This window comes from Mesorhizobium sp. M7A.F.Ca.MR.362.00.0.0 (genome assembly GCF_004023175.1).
GTDB lineage: Bacteria > Pseudomonadota > Alphaproteobacteria > Rhizobiales > Rhizobiaceae > Mesorhizobium.
This window is the reverse complement of sequence record NZ_RZTF01000148.1, coordinates 1-14,054: the sequence shown is the minus strand read 5'-3', so window position 1 is coordinate 14,054 and position 14,054 is coordinate 1. Positions and strand designations below refer to the sequence as shown.

Here is a 14,054-nt window from a genome sequence, read left to right as displayed (position 1 = left end):
CGCTGCCCCTCATCGCCCTGCCGGGCACTTCTCCCCGTATAGTGACGGGGAGAAGGACGCTGCCGCGAAGGATCTCGCCAATCTCCTGCGTTGCTGGAGAGGAGCCGAGGTCGCGGGCTACGCCGAAATCCGTTCGATCACCGCGCCGCAGTTAGACAGCTTTTCTTCCAGCCGCTCGAAGCCGCGGTCGAGATGGTAGACGCGGTTGACCGTGGTCTCGCCTTCCGCCGCCAGGCCGGCGATGACCAGCGACACCGAGGCGCGAAGATCGGTCGCCATGACCGGCGCGCCCTTCAGCTTCGGCACGCCGTCGACGATCGCCGTCTGGCCCGAAAGCGTGATATGAGCGCCGAGCCGCGCCAGTTCCTGCACATGCATGAAGCGGTTCTCGAAGATCGTCTCGGTGATGCGCGACTTGCCCTTGGCCATCGTCATCAGGCCCATGAACTGCGCCTGCAAATCGGTCGGGAAGGCCGGGAACGGCGCCGTCGTCACGTCGACCGGCGCAATGCCGGCGCCGTTGCGCCTCACACGAATGCCGGAATTGGTCGGCGTGATCTCCGCACCCGTCTGCGCGATCACGTCCAGTGCCGTCTGCAGCAGATCCGCACGCGCACCTTCGAGCACGACGTCGCCGCCGGTCATGGCGACGGCCATGGCATAGGTGCCGGTCTCGATGCGGTCGGGGATGACGCGCACGCGCGCGCCCGACAATGATTCGACGCCGTCGATGGTGATTGTCGGCGTGCCGGCGCCGGAAATCTTCGCGCCCATGGCATTGAGGCACTCGGCGAGGTTGACGATCTCTGGCTCGCAGGCGGCATTATCCAGCACCGTCTCGCCCTTGGCGAGCGCCGCGGCCATCATCAGCACATGGGTGGCGCCGACCGAGACCTTCGGGAAGGTATAGCGGTTGCCGACTAGCCGGCCATTCCTTGTCTTGGCGATGACATAGCCGGTATCGACGTCGATATCGGCACCCAGCGCCTGCAGGCCCTCTAGGAACAGATCGACCGGCCGCGTGCCGATGGCGCAACCGCCCGGCAGCGACACTTTGGCCTCGCCCATGCGGGCCAGAAGCGGGCCGATCACCCAGAACGAGGCGCGCATCTTCGACACCAGCTCGTAAGGCGCCGTAGTGTCGACGATGTTGCGGGCGGAGAAATTGATGGTGCGCGAATAGCCCTCATTCTGCTTCTCGCGGCGGCCATTGACCGAATAATCGACGCCGTGGTTGCCCAGGATGCGGATCAGTTGCTCGACATCGGCCAGATGCGGCACGTTTTCCAGCGTCAGCGTGTCGTCGGTCAAAAGCGAGGCGATCATCAAAGGCAGCGCCGCGTTTTTCGCGCCCGAGATCGGAATGCTTCCGGAGAGCTTGTTGCCCCCGACAATTCTGATGCGATCCATGGAAGAACGTCCCTCTCGGCCAAAAAGGGCCGGTTCAATCGTTTGAGTAGCGGCCCGTCTAGACCATTGGCCAATCTGGTTCAAGAATTACGCTGGTTCAAGAAATGGGATTTCGCCCACCCCGGGCCAAGAGTGGCCGATTTGAGTTAATCTTTTTGTATTTCCTTCGATGCAGCGAGCCCGTCCGGCCGCTCGTCGGCATCGCCGGTCCGCCGCGAGCGTGACTGCGCCTTGCGCTTCTGCAGATTGGCGCGCAATTGCTCGGCAAGCCGATCCTTGCGGATTGTTGCGCTGTTTTTCGGTGGACCATCCTTTTTCACTGGAATTGCCTTGTCGTCCATCGCCCCGTCGCCGCCGGCGACCCACCAGCTTGCTGTTCAGGGATAGCCAACATTGTGGCACTGCCATGTCATTAAAAGCTATCCGGCAAAGGCTTTCACAGAAGCGTTGCGCTTGGCCTTGCGCTTGCCGGTTCGATATGGCAGAAGCCCCGCCATCAGCGGCTGCGGTAGCTCAGTGGTAGAGCACTCCCTTGGTAAGGGAGAGGTCGAGAGTTCAATCCTCTCTCGCAGCACCAGTTTCCAACATCCTTGTTGCCGCACATTCGTCCTCTGCATTTGCAAGGGCGAGGCGGCTACATGGGAACGGCGCGGCCATCGTGCTGGCGGACCTCATCAGCGGTGCATTGCTCCAGAAAATGGCTGCCACAGGCAACTCCAGCCGAAACGCATTCCCGGCAAGACACGATTCATCAACCAAGATGCTGTTCATCGACATGACGTATTGTGGCATGGACGCCTGTCTGCGTCGGTCAAGTCCATGCTTGTCAGGAAGAGGGCTGAAAGGCTCTTCATCTGGGCGGGAACCTGAAATCGCCCGAAACAAAAGAGCGTGCAAGGCATGAACGTGAGCGAAAACGTGCAAAACGCCCCCGGTGCTTCCCGTCTTTGGACACTGCCAGCCATCATGGCAGCGTTCTTATGTCTGTGCGTTACCGGCGCGTTCGCGGAGACGCGTGCTTTGAAGATTCAACATCTCCATACGGGCGAGAAGGCTGAAATCGTCTTCAAGCGCAATGGGCGCTATGATCCGGCGGGATTGAAGAAGATCAATCTCATGCTGCGCGACTGGCGTCGCAACGAACCGACGAAGATGGATCCGCGCCTGCTCGATCTTGTCTGGCAGGCCTATCGCGCCAGCGGCTCGAGAGCCTATATCCACGTGGTCAGCGCCTATCGGTCGCCAGCGACGAACGCCATGCTGCGCAGCCGCTCGAAGGGCGTGGCTCGGGAAAGCCAACACATGGTTGGCCGCGCGATGGACTTCTTCCTGCCGGATGTGCCGCTGAAGAAGCTGCGCGACATCGGCCTCAAGATGCAGGGCGGCGGCGTAGGCTATTACCCGACCTCGGGCTCGCCTTTCATACATATGGATGTCGGCAATGTGCGGCATTGGCCGGGCATCAGCCGCCAGGAACTCGCAAGGGTATTCCCGAACGGCAATACGCTGCATGTGCCGAGCGACGGCAAACCGCTGCCCGGTTATGGGCAGGCGTTTGCCGCCTACAAATCGCGCAAGGGCGCCGGCACGCCCAACATCGACCTGGCAAGTGCCGACGGCGGCCAACGCAGGCCGGCGCGCGGCCTGCTGGCGACGCTTCTGGGTGGGCGCGGCGCGGACGAGACCGATGATGTCGCCGAAGCGGTGCCGGCGCCACGCAAGCCGGCCAAGTCCGTTGAACCCAGGCCCGCCGGCATCGCAATCGTGCCGCCGCAGGATGCCCAGCGCGCCGACATCCAGATGGCTTCCGTCGATAGGGCCGAAGAATCGCCGATTGGACCGGAAGGGAAGACGCCTGAAGCGATCGTCATGGCCATGGCGCCGGGCTCGGTGCCGCTGCCAGCCTTCGCCCCGCGCAGCGGGTCCACGACCAGCATTCCGACCCCGCAACTCGCGCCGCTTGCAGCAGCCGACGCTTCCCCCGCGCGGGCCGAACTGGCCAATCCAACAGCAACCGATGCTGAAATTCCCTCGGGCAAGTCGGCCGGTCCCGCGGGCGGCGCGCCGGACATGGTGGCGTTCAACATCCCGTTGCCGACATGGCGACCGGAAAGCCCGACGCGCCAGCTTGAAGCAGACAAATCCGGCGATGCGGTCGCTGCCTTGCTGGCCTTGAACCACGCCGATGACGGCCACAATGGGTTGGCCGGCCAGCGGGTCTCGGTTGCCCAATCGAAGCCCGAAGATCGCGTCAGGACCAGCCCGAAGGCCGACCGTGTCCAGCCAAATCTCGATCCCGAAGCCACCGCGGTCATCGTGCCGGCAGCGTTGTCCCGGCCGATTGAGACAGGTCGTGGCATCGCCGGCGGAGCTAGCACTGCGGCGGCGCCCGTCATTGCCGCCAATCTCATCCGCACAGCGCCGGAGCACATCTATCTCGATGGATTCCAGCCGCGAGGACAGACCTCCGATCACCGGCGCTTCACCGGTTCCGCGGTCAAGTTCCTGCCCATCGCCAGCTTCAAATAGACGCCAGCCCTCGTTCGAGCCGACGTGGATGTGTTGCACGACTGGCTTGGCTGCCATGGGATAGCAAGTCATGCCGAACTCTCGATGGCTCTGTAAGAGAAGTTCCAAATTTGACAAACATGTGTGAAATTGTAAGATAATCGTCTTTCCGTCGGCGATGGGCGATGACAATGTCGATCCGCGAAGAACTGGCCAATACGACCGTGGCGTTCACCTCCGCGGAAGAGAAGATCGTCCAGGTCCTGCTCGCTGATTATCCGATGTCGGGGCTGGGCACCGCGACCCGGCTGGCACGGCGCGCCGGCGTCAGCGACCCGAGCGTGACGCGGCTGATGAGCAAGCTTGGCTATGTCGGCTTTGCCGATTTCCAGGCACGCCTGCTCACCGAAGTTGAATCCAGGCTGCATTCGCCGCTTTTGATGATGGAGGCCAAGCGTCCGGGCGGCTCCAGCGAAGGCACCGCACTCGCCTATTTCCATTCGGTTTCCGACAGCCTGGAGCGCACGCGCACGGCAGTGCCGGTGCAGGCCTACACGCGCGCCGTCAACATGCTGCTCGAGAGCAAGGGCCAGGTCGTGCTGCTGGGCGGCCGGTTCAGCCGGCATATCGCCTCCATGCTGGCCGGCTACCTCCTGCAGTTCCGCTCCGGCGTGCGCGACATCGGTTCGTTGAGCCCCGCCGATTTCGACCTGTTGATCGACCTTGGCAAGCGCGACCTCCTCGTCGTGTTCGACTACCGGCGCTATCAGTCGGACGTGGTGAGCTTTGCCCAGCAGGCCAAGGAGCGCGGCGTCTCCATCCTGCTGTTCACCGATGTCTGGCTGTCGCCGATATCTGACATAGCGGACCTGACCATGGTCGCGGCGATCGACGCCAACTCGCCGTTCGACACGCTGGCGACGGCCGTTGCCCAGATGGAAACCGTGTTTGCCCACGCGCTGGAAGGCCATGGCGCCGGGGTGCGCAAGCGCATCGAGGACATCGAAAAGATCCGCAGCGCCAATGCGGTCACGCTCGATACCGCCCTGTCGTCATCGGCCGACGACGCCGCCAAATCCAAAACCACAAGGAAATAGTGTCGTTGCGCCCGGTGCAGCGATGCAAAGCGCCGCGACGCAGAGAAGGAAGCGACAATGCCCGACAACCAGACCATCATCGATGCCGTGCAGGCTGAGATCGAGACCGATCGCGACTGGTTGATCGGGCTGACCCGCGACATGGTTCGCATCCCTTCGGTCAATCCCAAATTCGAGCCCAACCCGGCGATCAACCGCGAGGCGGATGTCCAGGCGCTGCTCGAACCGATCCTCAAGCAGGACGGGTTCAGGACCGAGCAATGGGATGCGTTGCCCGGGCGGCCCAATCTGGTCGGCGAATGGGCGGGAGACGAGGACCGCAGCCTGATCCTGTGCGGCCATATCGACGTCGTGCCGGTCGGCGCGATGAAGGACTGGTCGGTCGATCCGTTCGGCGGCGAGATCACCAATGGCCGCCTCTATGGCCGCGGCGCCGTCGACATGAAGGGCGGCGTCGCCGCTTGCATCGCCGCCGCGCGCGCGATCCGCAAGGCGGGCATCACGCTGCAGGGCCGGCTCGCCATCCACTCGGTCGTCGACGAGGAAGCCGGCGGCTTCGGCGCCATGGACGCGGTGAAGAAGGGCAAGCTCGCCAAGGCGGTGCTGGTCGCCGAACCGACCTGGGGCGATGTCCTGCCGGTCGAAGGCGGGCTTGAATGGGCGCGGGTGACGATCCGCGGGCGCAACGCCCATTCGGCGCTGCGCTACAACGAGATCTATCCGCAGCGCCACGACAAGGAGCGGCTTGAGCCGGGCGTCAACGCCATTGAGATCGCCGCCCGCTTCATCGCCGCCGTGCGCCAGTATGAGCTGGATCGGACGCGGGCGAAATCGCATCCGCTGCTGCCGCTCGGCATGAACACGATCAACATCGGCGTCATGCATGGCGGAACCGGCCTTGGCCAGCACGGCCTGCCGACCGTCATGACCAACCCGGCCATCATTCCCGACGTCGCGGTGCTCGATCTCGACATGAAATTCCTGCCCGATGAGAACTCGGCCGACTACCGCCGCGATTTCGAGACGTTCGTCCACCATTTCGCCCAGACCGATGCGTGGCTGCGCGACAACCCGCCTGCGATCCAATGGGAGCTCGGCGGGCTGTATTTCCCGCCGATGAACACGCCGGTCGATCATCCGCTGGTGACATCGCTGATGAAGCGCAAGGCCATGGTCGGCAAGGCGCCGCAGGCGCGCGGCTTCGTCGCCGTGTGCGATGCCGCGCACTATGCCGGCGCGGGCGTCGACGGTGTCATCTTCGGCCCCTCAGGCGACGGGTTTCACGGTTCCGACGAATATGTCGAGGTCGAATCGGTGGTCGAGACCGCCAAGGTGATCGCCGCTTCGGTCATCGACTGGTGCGGCATCCGCTGAGGCGGAGCCGCTATTCCGAAACGGTCAGGCCGGGCGTTTCAGGCGTCCGGCGACGGCGCCCCATGAAGCCTTGATCATGCCGACCAGGCCGCTCGGGTAGGCCAGCATCACGCCGATGATCAGCACCGCCGTGATCATCGGCCGCCACGCGCCGAAATCGGCCATCCATTCGGCGAAGATCGTCAGCACGAAGGAGGCGATGATGGCGCCGTAGATGGTGCTGGTGCCGCCAAGCAGCACCATCGACAGGATGATGGTCGCGAGACTCATGCCGAAGACATCGATCGAGGCATTGCGCTGGTAGGCGGCGTAAAAGGCGCCGGCGATGCCGGTGAAGAAGGCGCTCGCGGCAAGCGTCAGCATGCGCTGGCGCACGATCGAGACGCCGCGGCTGACGGCGTATTCCTCATTGTCGCGCAAGGCGACGATACTGGCCCCGGCGCGTGAGCGCACAAACACGCGCAGGAACAGCGTACTTGCCAGCAGCAGTGCCAGCGCGATGTAGAAATAGGCTGATTTGCCGTCGCGGACCATGTTGTGGTCGAAGATATAGAGTCCGGGAATGCGCACCAGCCCTTGCGTGCCGCCGGTGATGGCGGACTGGCTGATGATCACCTGCATCACCAGCTGCGCGAAGCCGAAAGTGACCAGGATGATGTAGATGCCCTTCAGCCGCAGGATCGGGATGGTCACCAGGATCGCCGCCAGGGTTGCGATGACACCGCTGGCAAACAGCGCGATCCACGGGTCGAATTCGGCCAGCTTGGTCAGCAGGCTGTAGGCATAGACGCCGATGCCGAACAGCGCCAGATGGCCGAAATTGAAGACGCCGCCATAACCGAGGCTGAGGTCCCAGTTCGAGGCGACGATCGCATAGATGAAGGCCATGATCAGGATGTGGCGGGCATAGGTGTCACCGAAGATCAGCGGCAGCAGCGCCAGCAGGGCGAAGCCGAGCACGAAGCCGATGGCCTCCTGCTTCCACGGCGTGCGGCCTGGAGCGATCGGGGTTGCCGCCTCGGCGTGGCCAGGCGCGATCAGCGATGTCGTGTCGGTCATGCTAGGCCTCGGGAGCGGCTGGCAAAGATGCCCTCGGGGCGCACCATCAGGGTCAGGATGAGCACGCCGAACAGCAGTGCCGGCGTCCAGTACAAGCCGAAATAATAGCTGCAGGCGGCCTCGAAGAAGCCGATCAGATAGGCGGCGAAGATCGGACCCGATATGCTCGATATGCCGCCGAAAACGACGACGATCAGCGCCTTGAGCAGCGGGTCGCTGCCCATCACCGGCGACATGAAACGGTAGCCGCCCATGAAGATGCCGGCGAGCCCGGCCAGCGAAGCGGCGATGGCGAAGGCCAGCCCATAGAGCGCGGTGACGTTCAGCCCGACAAGATGGCTGGCATCTTCGTTCTGCGCCACGGCGCGCAGCGCCAGTCCCAGCCGCGTGCGGTTGAGGAACACCCAAAGTGCGGCCAGGATCAGCGGCGTGATGACGATGATAGCGATCTGGTGCAGGGAGACGCCGACGCCCCCGATGGTGGCGTTGCCGGCGATCAGCGCCGGGATCTGTTTCGAGCGCGGTCCCCAGATGGTCAGCGCGCCGTTCTCGATCAGCGACCCGGCCGCCAGCGTGGTGATGACGACGACCAGCACGATGTTGGGTCGGCCGATCAGCGGCCGCACGACGCTCGCCTGCAGGATCCAGCCGACGCCGGCCATGACGACGACGGCGATCGGAAAGGCGACCGCCGCCGGCAGGCCGAGTTCGACCAGCTGCCAGGCGATGTAGGCGCCCAGCATCATGAACACGCCATGGCTGAAATTGAACACGCCGATCGTCGTCCAGACGAGCGCTAGCCCGACCGCCATCATGGCGTAGAGCGAGCCCTGGAACAGGCCGCCGAACAGGATTTCCGCCAATGCGCTCATCTTCGGATTTTCCTAATGGCCAAAATACATCGACATGATCTCGCCGTGGTCGAGGCTTTCGCCCGGCTTGATCTCGGTCGCAACGGCGCCATGGTTGACGAGGTAGAGTTGCTGCGTCAGCTCCAGCAGGAATTCGATATCCTGCTCGACGACGATCAGCGGCACGCCGCCGCGCGAAATGTCCATGACGGAGGCGCAGAGTTCGTCCTTGATCTTGGGCGCCAGCCCAAGGGTCGGCTCGTCCAGGATCAGCAGGCGCGGATGGCTCATCAGCGCCGTGCCGATCGACACCATCTGGCGCTCGCCGCCCGACAATGTGCGCACGCGCTGGCGCCAGCGTTCCGCCAGTTTCGGAAACAGCTTGATCACCTTCTCGCGGTTCTCCGCCTCATGCGGCCGGGCCCGCGGCGAATAGGCTCCGAGCGCCATGCAGTCGGCGATCGAGAGATCGGGAAACAGCCGGTTGCCTTGCGGCACATGGATCAGGCCGGCGCCGACGATGGCGCGTGCGCTGCGGCCGGCAATGTCTTGCCCGTCGAACAGGATGCGGCCGCTCTTCGGCTGCAGCAGCCCGGAGACTGCGCGCAGCAGCGTCGTCTTGCCATGGCCGTTGGGGCCGAACAGGCCGACATTGCCGAAACGGCCGGCCTCCAGCGAGATATCGTGCAGCACGGTGACGCGGCCATAGCCGGCGGTGACGCCTTCGACGCTGAGAATGGGGTTCACGCCGCCGATCTCCTCGTGCCGAGATAGGCTTCGATGACGCGCGGGTCCGCGATCACGCCGGCCGGGTCGCCAGCGGCCAGGACGCGGCCATTGTTGAGCACCAGCAGATGTTGCGAAAGGCTCATCAGGAAGGTCAGCACGTGCTCGATCAGAAGGATGGTGATGCCGCGGTCGGCGGTGCGGCGGATCAGGCCGATCGATGTCTCGATCTCGGGCTTGGTCAGGCTCGATGCCGGCTCGTCGAGCAAGAGCATGCGCGGCTGCATGGCAATCGCGGTGGCAAGCATCAGGCATTTGCGCTCGAACACGGACAATTCGCCGGCAAGCCGGCCGAACGACCGAGATCCCAGGCCGACGAACTCCAGCGCCTCGGCGGCGGCATTGCGGGCCGTGGCCGCTGTCTTTTCCTGCTTGCCGTAACTGGCGCCGATCAGCGTGTTCTCGAACACGGTCAGCCCGTCGAAGCTGGTCTCGCGCTGAAACGTGCGGGCGAGGCCGAGGCGCGCGATGGCGTGTCCCGATTTGCCGTTTATGGCAATGCCGTCAAAGCGGATCTGGCCCCGGTCGGGGCCGAACGGTATGCCGGTGATGATGTTGAACAGCGTGCTCTTGCCGCTGCCGTTCGGGCCGGCGATGCCGAAGATCTCGCCGGCCTCGACCTTGAACGACACGCCGTCGACGGCCTTCAGCGAACCGAAGGCCTTCGACACGTCGTCCAGTTCAAGCAGGGCCATTCCCTACTTCATCCAGGGCTGGAGCTTGAAGGCGCCGGTGGCGTATTTCTCCGGCGAGATCAGCGTGCGCTGGCCATCCCAGATCTGGAAGAAGGTGATCGGAATATAGTCGTCGCCCTGCGTGGCAAGGTGGGTGGCGGGATCGAATTTCAGCCGCCCTTCCGCGACCTGCTTGTCGGTCTCCGACAGCGCCTTCATGATCGCCGCATGGTCGGATGCGCCGCCGACCTTCTTGACCGCATCGAAATAGACATTGGTCATTTCGTAGAGGCCGACGCCGTAGGTGCCGCTCTCGACGCCGTATTTTGCCTTGAACTTGGCCGCCACCTCGTCGGCGCGCGGGTTCTTCGGCGTCGTCAGCGCGCCGCCGAGCAGGTTGTAGATGACACCATCCGATTTCTTGCCGGTCAGCTCGACGAATTCCGGAACGCTCGGTGCGTATTGCAGGAAGACGAGGCTCTTGGTCGGCTGCTCGAGGAACTGGTTCAGGAACGACGCCGAATTGCCCGGCAGATAGTCGGTGTTGATGACGACATCGGGAACGTTCTCGCGCACCTTGGCGAGGATCGAACGCCAGTCGGTCACTTCGCCGAAGGGCACGATCTCGTCGACGGTGATGGTCCAGCCCTTCTCCTTGAAGGTCTTCTTCATGCCTTCGGAGATGGTCTTCGAATAGGCATTGTCGGACGAGATGATGGCGACCTTCTTGGTCGGCAAGGTGATCTTGCCGTCGGCCGCGAGCTTCTCGACGAACAGGGTGACGTCGGTGTTGTAGGCGTCGAAGGAAGGCGTCAGCGACCAGCAGCACATGTATTTATCGGGGCTCGGCGCGATGATGTCCCTGGTCTGCTGCGAGGTGGCCGCCAGCATGTAGGGCATTTCCGCTTCGGCCATGTTGTCGATCTCGAAATTGGTCAGGCTGGCATAGCCGGTCAGCATGAAGTGCACGCCCGGATCGCCAAGCAGGCGCTCGACCGCGCTGGTGACGTTGCCGGCGGACTGATCCTTGACGTCGCCGACCACCAGTTCGAACGTATCCCCGGCAACGCCGCCGGCTGCGTTCGCCTCGTCGATGGCCATCTGCACGCCGCGCTGGAATTCCTGGCCGTCCGCCGCGGCAGGGCCGGTCAGCGGCGCAAGCAGGCCGATCTTGACGACATCGGCAAAGGCGGGGGCGGCTGATACGGCAAACATGCCGAGCAGCGTCGTGCTCATCAGCATATGGCGGATTCGACTTGCGGCGGATTTGGGCTTCATCGTGCTGTTCCCTGTTTTCCTCCCGTTCATCGGGAGTTGGATAATTGACAATCTACGCATAATTGTTCTTATTTGAAAAGGATTTTTCAACGCAACCTGGCCGGGAAGATGGTTCCCGCAAAGGTATGGAAGCCGTGGCGCTTTGCTGCGCAACTGTATTAAACAGGGCAATTCCCCCGACGGAGCGGACAATGGCGATCTCGCAGAAGACCCTTGAAACCAGCCACGGCAAGATCGCGGTTCGCCAGACCAGTGGCGAAGGCACCGCTGTCATGCTGATCCACGGCAATTCATCTTCCAGCGCCGTTTTCCGCAACCAGTTGGACAGCCCGTTGGGCGAGCGCTACCACCTCATCGCTCCCGACTTGCCAGGCCATGGAGCGTCCGCCGATGCGATCGATCCGGAGCGTTCCTACAGCATGGAAGGCTATGCCGATGCCATGACCGAAGTGCTCGGGCTGCTCGGCATCGACAAGGCCATCGTCTTCGGCTGGTCGCTCGGCGGCCATATCGGGCTTGAGATGATCGACCGTTTTCCCGGCCTGCTTGGCCTGATGATCACCGGCACGCCGCCCGTCTCGCCCGAGCAGGTCGGCAACGGCTTCAAGCCGAGCCCGCATATGCACCTTGCCGGGCAGGAAACCTTCACTGACGCGGATGTCGAGGCCTATGCGCGCAGCACCTGCGGCGAGCCGTTCGAGCCGTTTCTCATCGACACGGTGGCGCGCACCGATGGAAGGGCGCGGCGCCTGATGTTCGAAAAGTTCGCGGCCGGCACCGGGCGGAACCAGCGCGAGATCGTGGCCGGCAAGACGCCGCCGATCGCCGTTCTGAACGGCATCGACGAGCCATTCGTCAACACCGATTTCGTCTCCGCTGTGAAATTCTCCAATCTATGGGAAGGCAAGGCCCATCTGCTCGACAAATCCGGCCATGCGCCGTTCTGGGATTCGCCGGATCGCTTCAATCCGGTCTTCGCCCGCTTCCTGGCAAGCTTCGACAGAGCGTAGGTCCGTCGGAAAACCGGCGCCACAGACCCCGCCCTCGAGACAGGTGGGTGACAATCGCGCGCATCTACCGTATATTGACATAAAGATATCCTTATGTGACATGAAAAGGCCTGTCGCCAAAGGGATAAAAAATGTCGCAGAATTCTGCATCGCTGGACGCATTGTTCTTCCCCGTCGCGGCAAAACCGGACGGCTCGGAAGTGCTTGCCGCGCTGACAGCGGCGGCACGCGAGCGCATTCTCATCCTCGACGGCGCCATGGGCACACAGATCCAGGGCCTCGGCTTTGATGAGGAACAGTTTCGCGGCGAGGCCTTCGCCGGCTGCGCCTGCCACCAGCAAGGCAACAACGATCTTCTGATCCTGACGCAGCCGAAGGCGATCGAGGAGATCCATTACCAATACGCCATCGCAGGCGCCGACATCCTCGAAACCAACACCTTCTCCTCGACCTCGATCGCCCAGGCCGATTACGGCATGGAGGATGCCGTCTACGCGCTGAACCGCGATGGCGCGCGGCTGGTGCGGCGCGCGGCGGTGAGGGCCGAGCAGGAAGATGGCAAGCGCCGTTTCGTCGCCGGCGCGCTGGGGCCGACCAACCGTACCGCTTCGATGTCGCCCGACGTCAACAATCCCGGCTACCGCGCCGTGACCTTCGACGATCTGCGCCTCGCCTATGGTGAGCAGTTGCGCGGCCTGATCGACGGCGGCGCCGACATCATCCTGATCGAGACGATCTTCGACACGCTGAACGCCAAGGCCGCGATCTTTGCAGCGGAAGAGATCTTCATCGAGAAGGGCGTGCGCCTGCCGGTGATGATTTCGGGCACCATCACGGACCTCTCCGGCCGCACGCTGTCGGGCCAGACGCCGACGGCCTTCTGGCATTCGGTGCGCCATGCCAACCCTTTCACCATCGGCCTCAATTGCGCGCTCGGCGCCAATGCGATGCGGGCGCATCTGGCCGAAATATCAGGCGTCGCCAACACCTTCACCTGCGCCTATCCGAATGCCGGCCTGCCCAACGAATTCGGTAGGTATGACGAGAGCCCGGAATTCATGGCCGCGCAGATCGAGGATTTTGCCCGCGAGGGACTAGTCAACGTTGTCGGTGGCTGCTGCGGTTCGACGCCGGAGCACATCCGCGCCATCGCAGAGGCGGTGCGGAAGTATCCGCCGCGCGCCATTCCTGACATCACGCCGAAGATGCGCCTGTCCGGGCTGGAGCCGTTCACGCTCACCGAGGAGATCCCCTTCGTCAATGTCGGCGAGCGCACCAATGTCACGGGGTCGGCCAAGTTCAGAAAACTGATCACGGCCGGCGACTATGTCGCCGCACTCGACGTCGCCCGCGACCAGGTCGCCAACGGCGCCCAGATCATCGACATCAACATGGACGAGGGCCTGATCGATTCGAAGAAGGCCATGGTCGAGTACCTCAACCTGATCGCCGCCGAGCCGGACATCGCCCGCGTTCCTGTCATGGTCGACAGTTCGAAATGGGAGATCATCGAGGCCGGGCTGAAATGTGTGCAAGGCAAGCCGCTGGTCAACTCCATCTCGATGAAGGAGGGCGAAGAGGCCTTCCTGCATCATGCCAGGCTGGTCCGCGCCTATGGCGCGGCGGTGGTCGTCATGGCCTTCGACGAGGACGGCCAGGCCGACACCAAGGCGCGCAAGGTCGAGATCTGCACGCGCGCCTACAAGCTCCTGACCGAGCAGGCCGGCTTCCCGCCCGAGGACATCGTCTTCGATCCCAATGTCTTCGCCATCGCCACCGGCATCGAGGAGCACGATAATTACGGCGTCGACTTCATCGAAGCCGCGGGCGAGATCACCGGCACGCTGCCGCATGTCCACATTTCCGGCGGCGTGTCGAACCTGTCCTTCTCGTTTCGCGGCAACGAGCCGGTGCGCGAGGCCATGCATGCCGTGTTCCTCTACCATGCCATCCAGCGCGGCATGGACATGGGCATCGTCAATGCCGGCCAGCTCGCAGTCTACGGAT

Annotated in this window: 12 protein-coding genes and 1 tRNA gene; 6 read left to right on the top strand and 7 right to left on the bottom strand. The window is 63.4% G+C overall.

Features of this window, described 5'->3' with window-relative positions; translation table 11 throughout:
- Nucleotides 1-117: 117 nt before the first annotated feature.
- Nucleotides 118-1,410 (bottom strand): UDP-N-acetylglucosamine 1-carboxyvinyltransferase, encoded by a 1,293-nt coding sequence (gene murA, locus EOC06_RS18735; protein WP_128308478.1) that lies wholly within the window; start codon nucleotides 1,408-1,410, stop codon nucleotides 118-120.
- A 146-nt stretch (nucleotides 1,411-1,556) separates the two neighbouring features.
- Nucleotides 1,557-1,751, bottom strand: coding sequence for a hypothetical protein (locus EOC06_RS18730; RefSeq protein WP_127268678.1), 195 nt, complete (start codon nucleotides 1,749-1,751; stop codon nucleotides 1,557-1,559).
- 161 nt (nucleotides 1,752-1,912) lie between these two features.
- Here EOC06_RS18730 and EOC06_RS18725 point away from each other — a divergent pair.
- The 4 genes from EOC06_RS18725 (at nucleotide 1,913) to EOC06_RS18710 (ending at nucleotide 6,389) form a co-directional block, all read left to right on the top strand.
- Nucleotides 1,913-1,987 (top strand) — tRNA-Thr (locus EOC06_RS18725).
- A gap of 323 nt (nucleotides 1,988-2,310) precedes the next feature.
- Nucleotides 2,311-3,939 carry a DUF882 domain-containing protein gene (locus EOC06_RS18720; protein ID WP_128308477.1) on the top strand — a complete coding sequence of 543 codons (1,629 nt, stop codon included), beginning with the start codon at nucleotides 2,311-2,313 and terminating at the stop codon, nucleotides 3,937-3,939.
- A gap of 170 nt (nucleotides 3,940-4,109) precedes the next feature.
- Complete coding sequence (locus tag EOC06_RS18715) at nucleotides 4,110-5,015, top strand: MurR/RpiR family transcriptional regulator (RefSeq protein WP_127321151.1); 906 nt, start codon at nucleotides 4,110-4,112, stop codon at nucleotides 5,013-5,015.
- 57 nt (nucleotides 5,016-5,072) lie between these two features.
- Nucleotides 5,073-6,389: a M20 family metallopeptidase gene (locus EOC06_RS18710; protein WP_127321145.1), complete on the top strand. Its 1,317-nt coding sequence runs from the start codon at nucleotides 5,073-5,075 to the stop codon at nucleotides 6,387-6,389.
- A gap of 24 nt (nucleotides 6,390-6,413) precedes the next feature.
- Here the strand turns inward: EOC06_RS18710 and EOC06_RS18705 are convergent, their stop codons facing one another.
- The 5 genes from EOC06_RS18705 to EOC06_RS18685 are packed head-to-tail and all read right to left on the bottom strand — an operon-like array spanning nucleotide 6,414 to nucleotide 11,037.
- A complete protein-coding gene (locus tag EOC06_RS18705) occupies nucleotides 6,414-7,448 on the bottom strand; it encodes a branched-chain amino acid ABC transporter permease (RefSeq protein ID WP_128308476.1) in 1,035 nt (344 codons plus the stop codon).
- Complete coding sequence (locus tag EOC06_RS18700; RefSeq protein WP_127296621.1) at nucleotides 7,445-8,320, bottom strand: branched-chain amino acid ABC transporter permease; 876 nt, start codon at nucleotides 8,318-8,320, stop codon at nucleotides 7,445-7,447. Before EOC06_RS18700 ends, EOC06_RS18705 begins: the two co-directional genes overlap by 4 nt.
- 12 nt (nucleotides 8,321-8,332) lie before the next feature.
- Complete coding sequence (locus EOC06_RS18695) at nucleotides 8,333-9,046, bottom strand: ABC transporter ATP-binding protein (protein ID WP_127269236.1); 714 nt, start codon at nucleotides 9,044-9,046, stop codon at nucleotides 8,333-8,335.
- Nucleotides 9,043-9,780, bottom strand: a complete 738-nt coding sequence (locus EOC06_RS18690) for an ABC transporter ATP-binding protein (RefSeq protein WP_128308475.1) — start codon at nucleotides 9,778-9,780, stop codon at nucleotides 9,043-9,045. The genes EOC06_RS18695 and EOC06_RS18690 overlap by 4 nt, the downstream gene beginning before the upstream one ends.
- Before the next feature lie 3 nt (nucleotides 9,781-9,783).
- Complete coding sequence (locus EOC06_RS18685) at nucleotides 9,784-11,037, bottom strand: ABC transporter substrate-binding protein (protein ID WP_128308474.1); 1,254 nt, start codon at nucleotides 11,035-11,037, stop codon at nucleotides 9,784-9,786.
- 191 nt (nucleotides 11,038-11,228) lie between these two features.
- Between EOC06_RS18685 and EOC06_RS18680 the strand changes: the two genes are divergently transcribed.
- Together EOC06_RS18680 and EOC06_RS18675 are read left to right on the top strand one after the other, a co-directional pair.
- Nucleotides 11,229-12,047 (top strand): alpha/beta fold hydrolase, encoded by an 819-nt coding sequence (locus EOC06_RS18680; protein WP_127321150.1) that lies wholly within the window; start codon nucleotides 11,229-11,231, stop codon nucleotides 12,045-12,047.
- A 131-nt stretch (nucleotides 12,048-12,178) separates the two neighbouring features.
- The coding region (locus EOC06_RS18675) for a homocysteine S-methyltransferase family protein (protein WP_164898643.1) at nucleotides 12,179-14,054 on the top strand (1,876 nt) is incomplete at its 3' end.

What these genes read in the sequence shown, in the direction of transcription:
- EOC06_RS18685 (WP_128308474.1), bottom strand. Translation starts at nt 11,037, where the DNA reads ATGAAGCCCAAATCCGCCGCAAGTCGAATCCGCCATATGCTGATGAGC.
- murA (WP_128308478.1), bottom strand. Translation starts at nt 1,410, where the DNA reads ATGGATCGCATCAGAATTGTCGGGGGCAACAAGCTCTCCGGAAGCATT.
- EOC06_RS18730 (WP_127268678.1), bottom strand. Translation starts at nt 1,751, where the DNA reads ATGGACGACAAGGCAATTCCAGTGAAAAAGGATGGTCCACCGAAAAAC.
- EOC06_RS18680 (WP_127321150.1), top strand. Translation starts at nt 11,229, where the DNA reads ATGGCGATCTCGCAGAAGACCCTTGAAACCAGCCACGGCAAGATCGCG.
- EOC06_RS18700 (WP_127296621.1), bottom strand. Translation starts at nt 8,320, where the DNA reads ATGAGCGCATTGGCGGAAATCCTGTTCGGCGGCCTGTTCCAGGGCTCG.
- EOC06_RS18720 (WP_128308477.1), top strand. Translation starts at nt 2,311, where the DNA reads ATGAACGTGAGCGAAAACGTGCAAAACGCCCCCGGTGCTTCCCGTCTT.
- EOC06_RS18715 (WP_127321151.1), top strand. Translation starts at nt 4,110, where the DNA reads ATGTCGATCCGCGAAGAACTGGCCAATACGACCGTGGCGTTCACCTCC.
- EOC06_RS18705 (WP_128308476.1), bottom strand. Translation starts at nt 7,448, where the DNA reads ATGACCGACACGACATCGCTGATCGCGCCTGGCCACGCCGAGGCGGCA.
- EOC06_RS18710 (WP_127321145.1), top strand. Translation starts at nt 5,073, where the DNA reads ATGCCCGACAACCAGACCATCATCGATGCCGTGCAGGCTGAGATCGAG.
- EOC06_RS18690 (WP_128308475.1), bottom strand. Translation starts at nt 9,780, where the DNA reads ATGGCCCTGCTTGAACTGGACGACGTGTCGAAGGCCTTCGGTTCGCTG.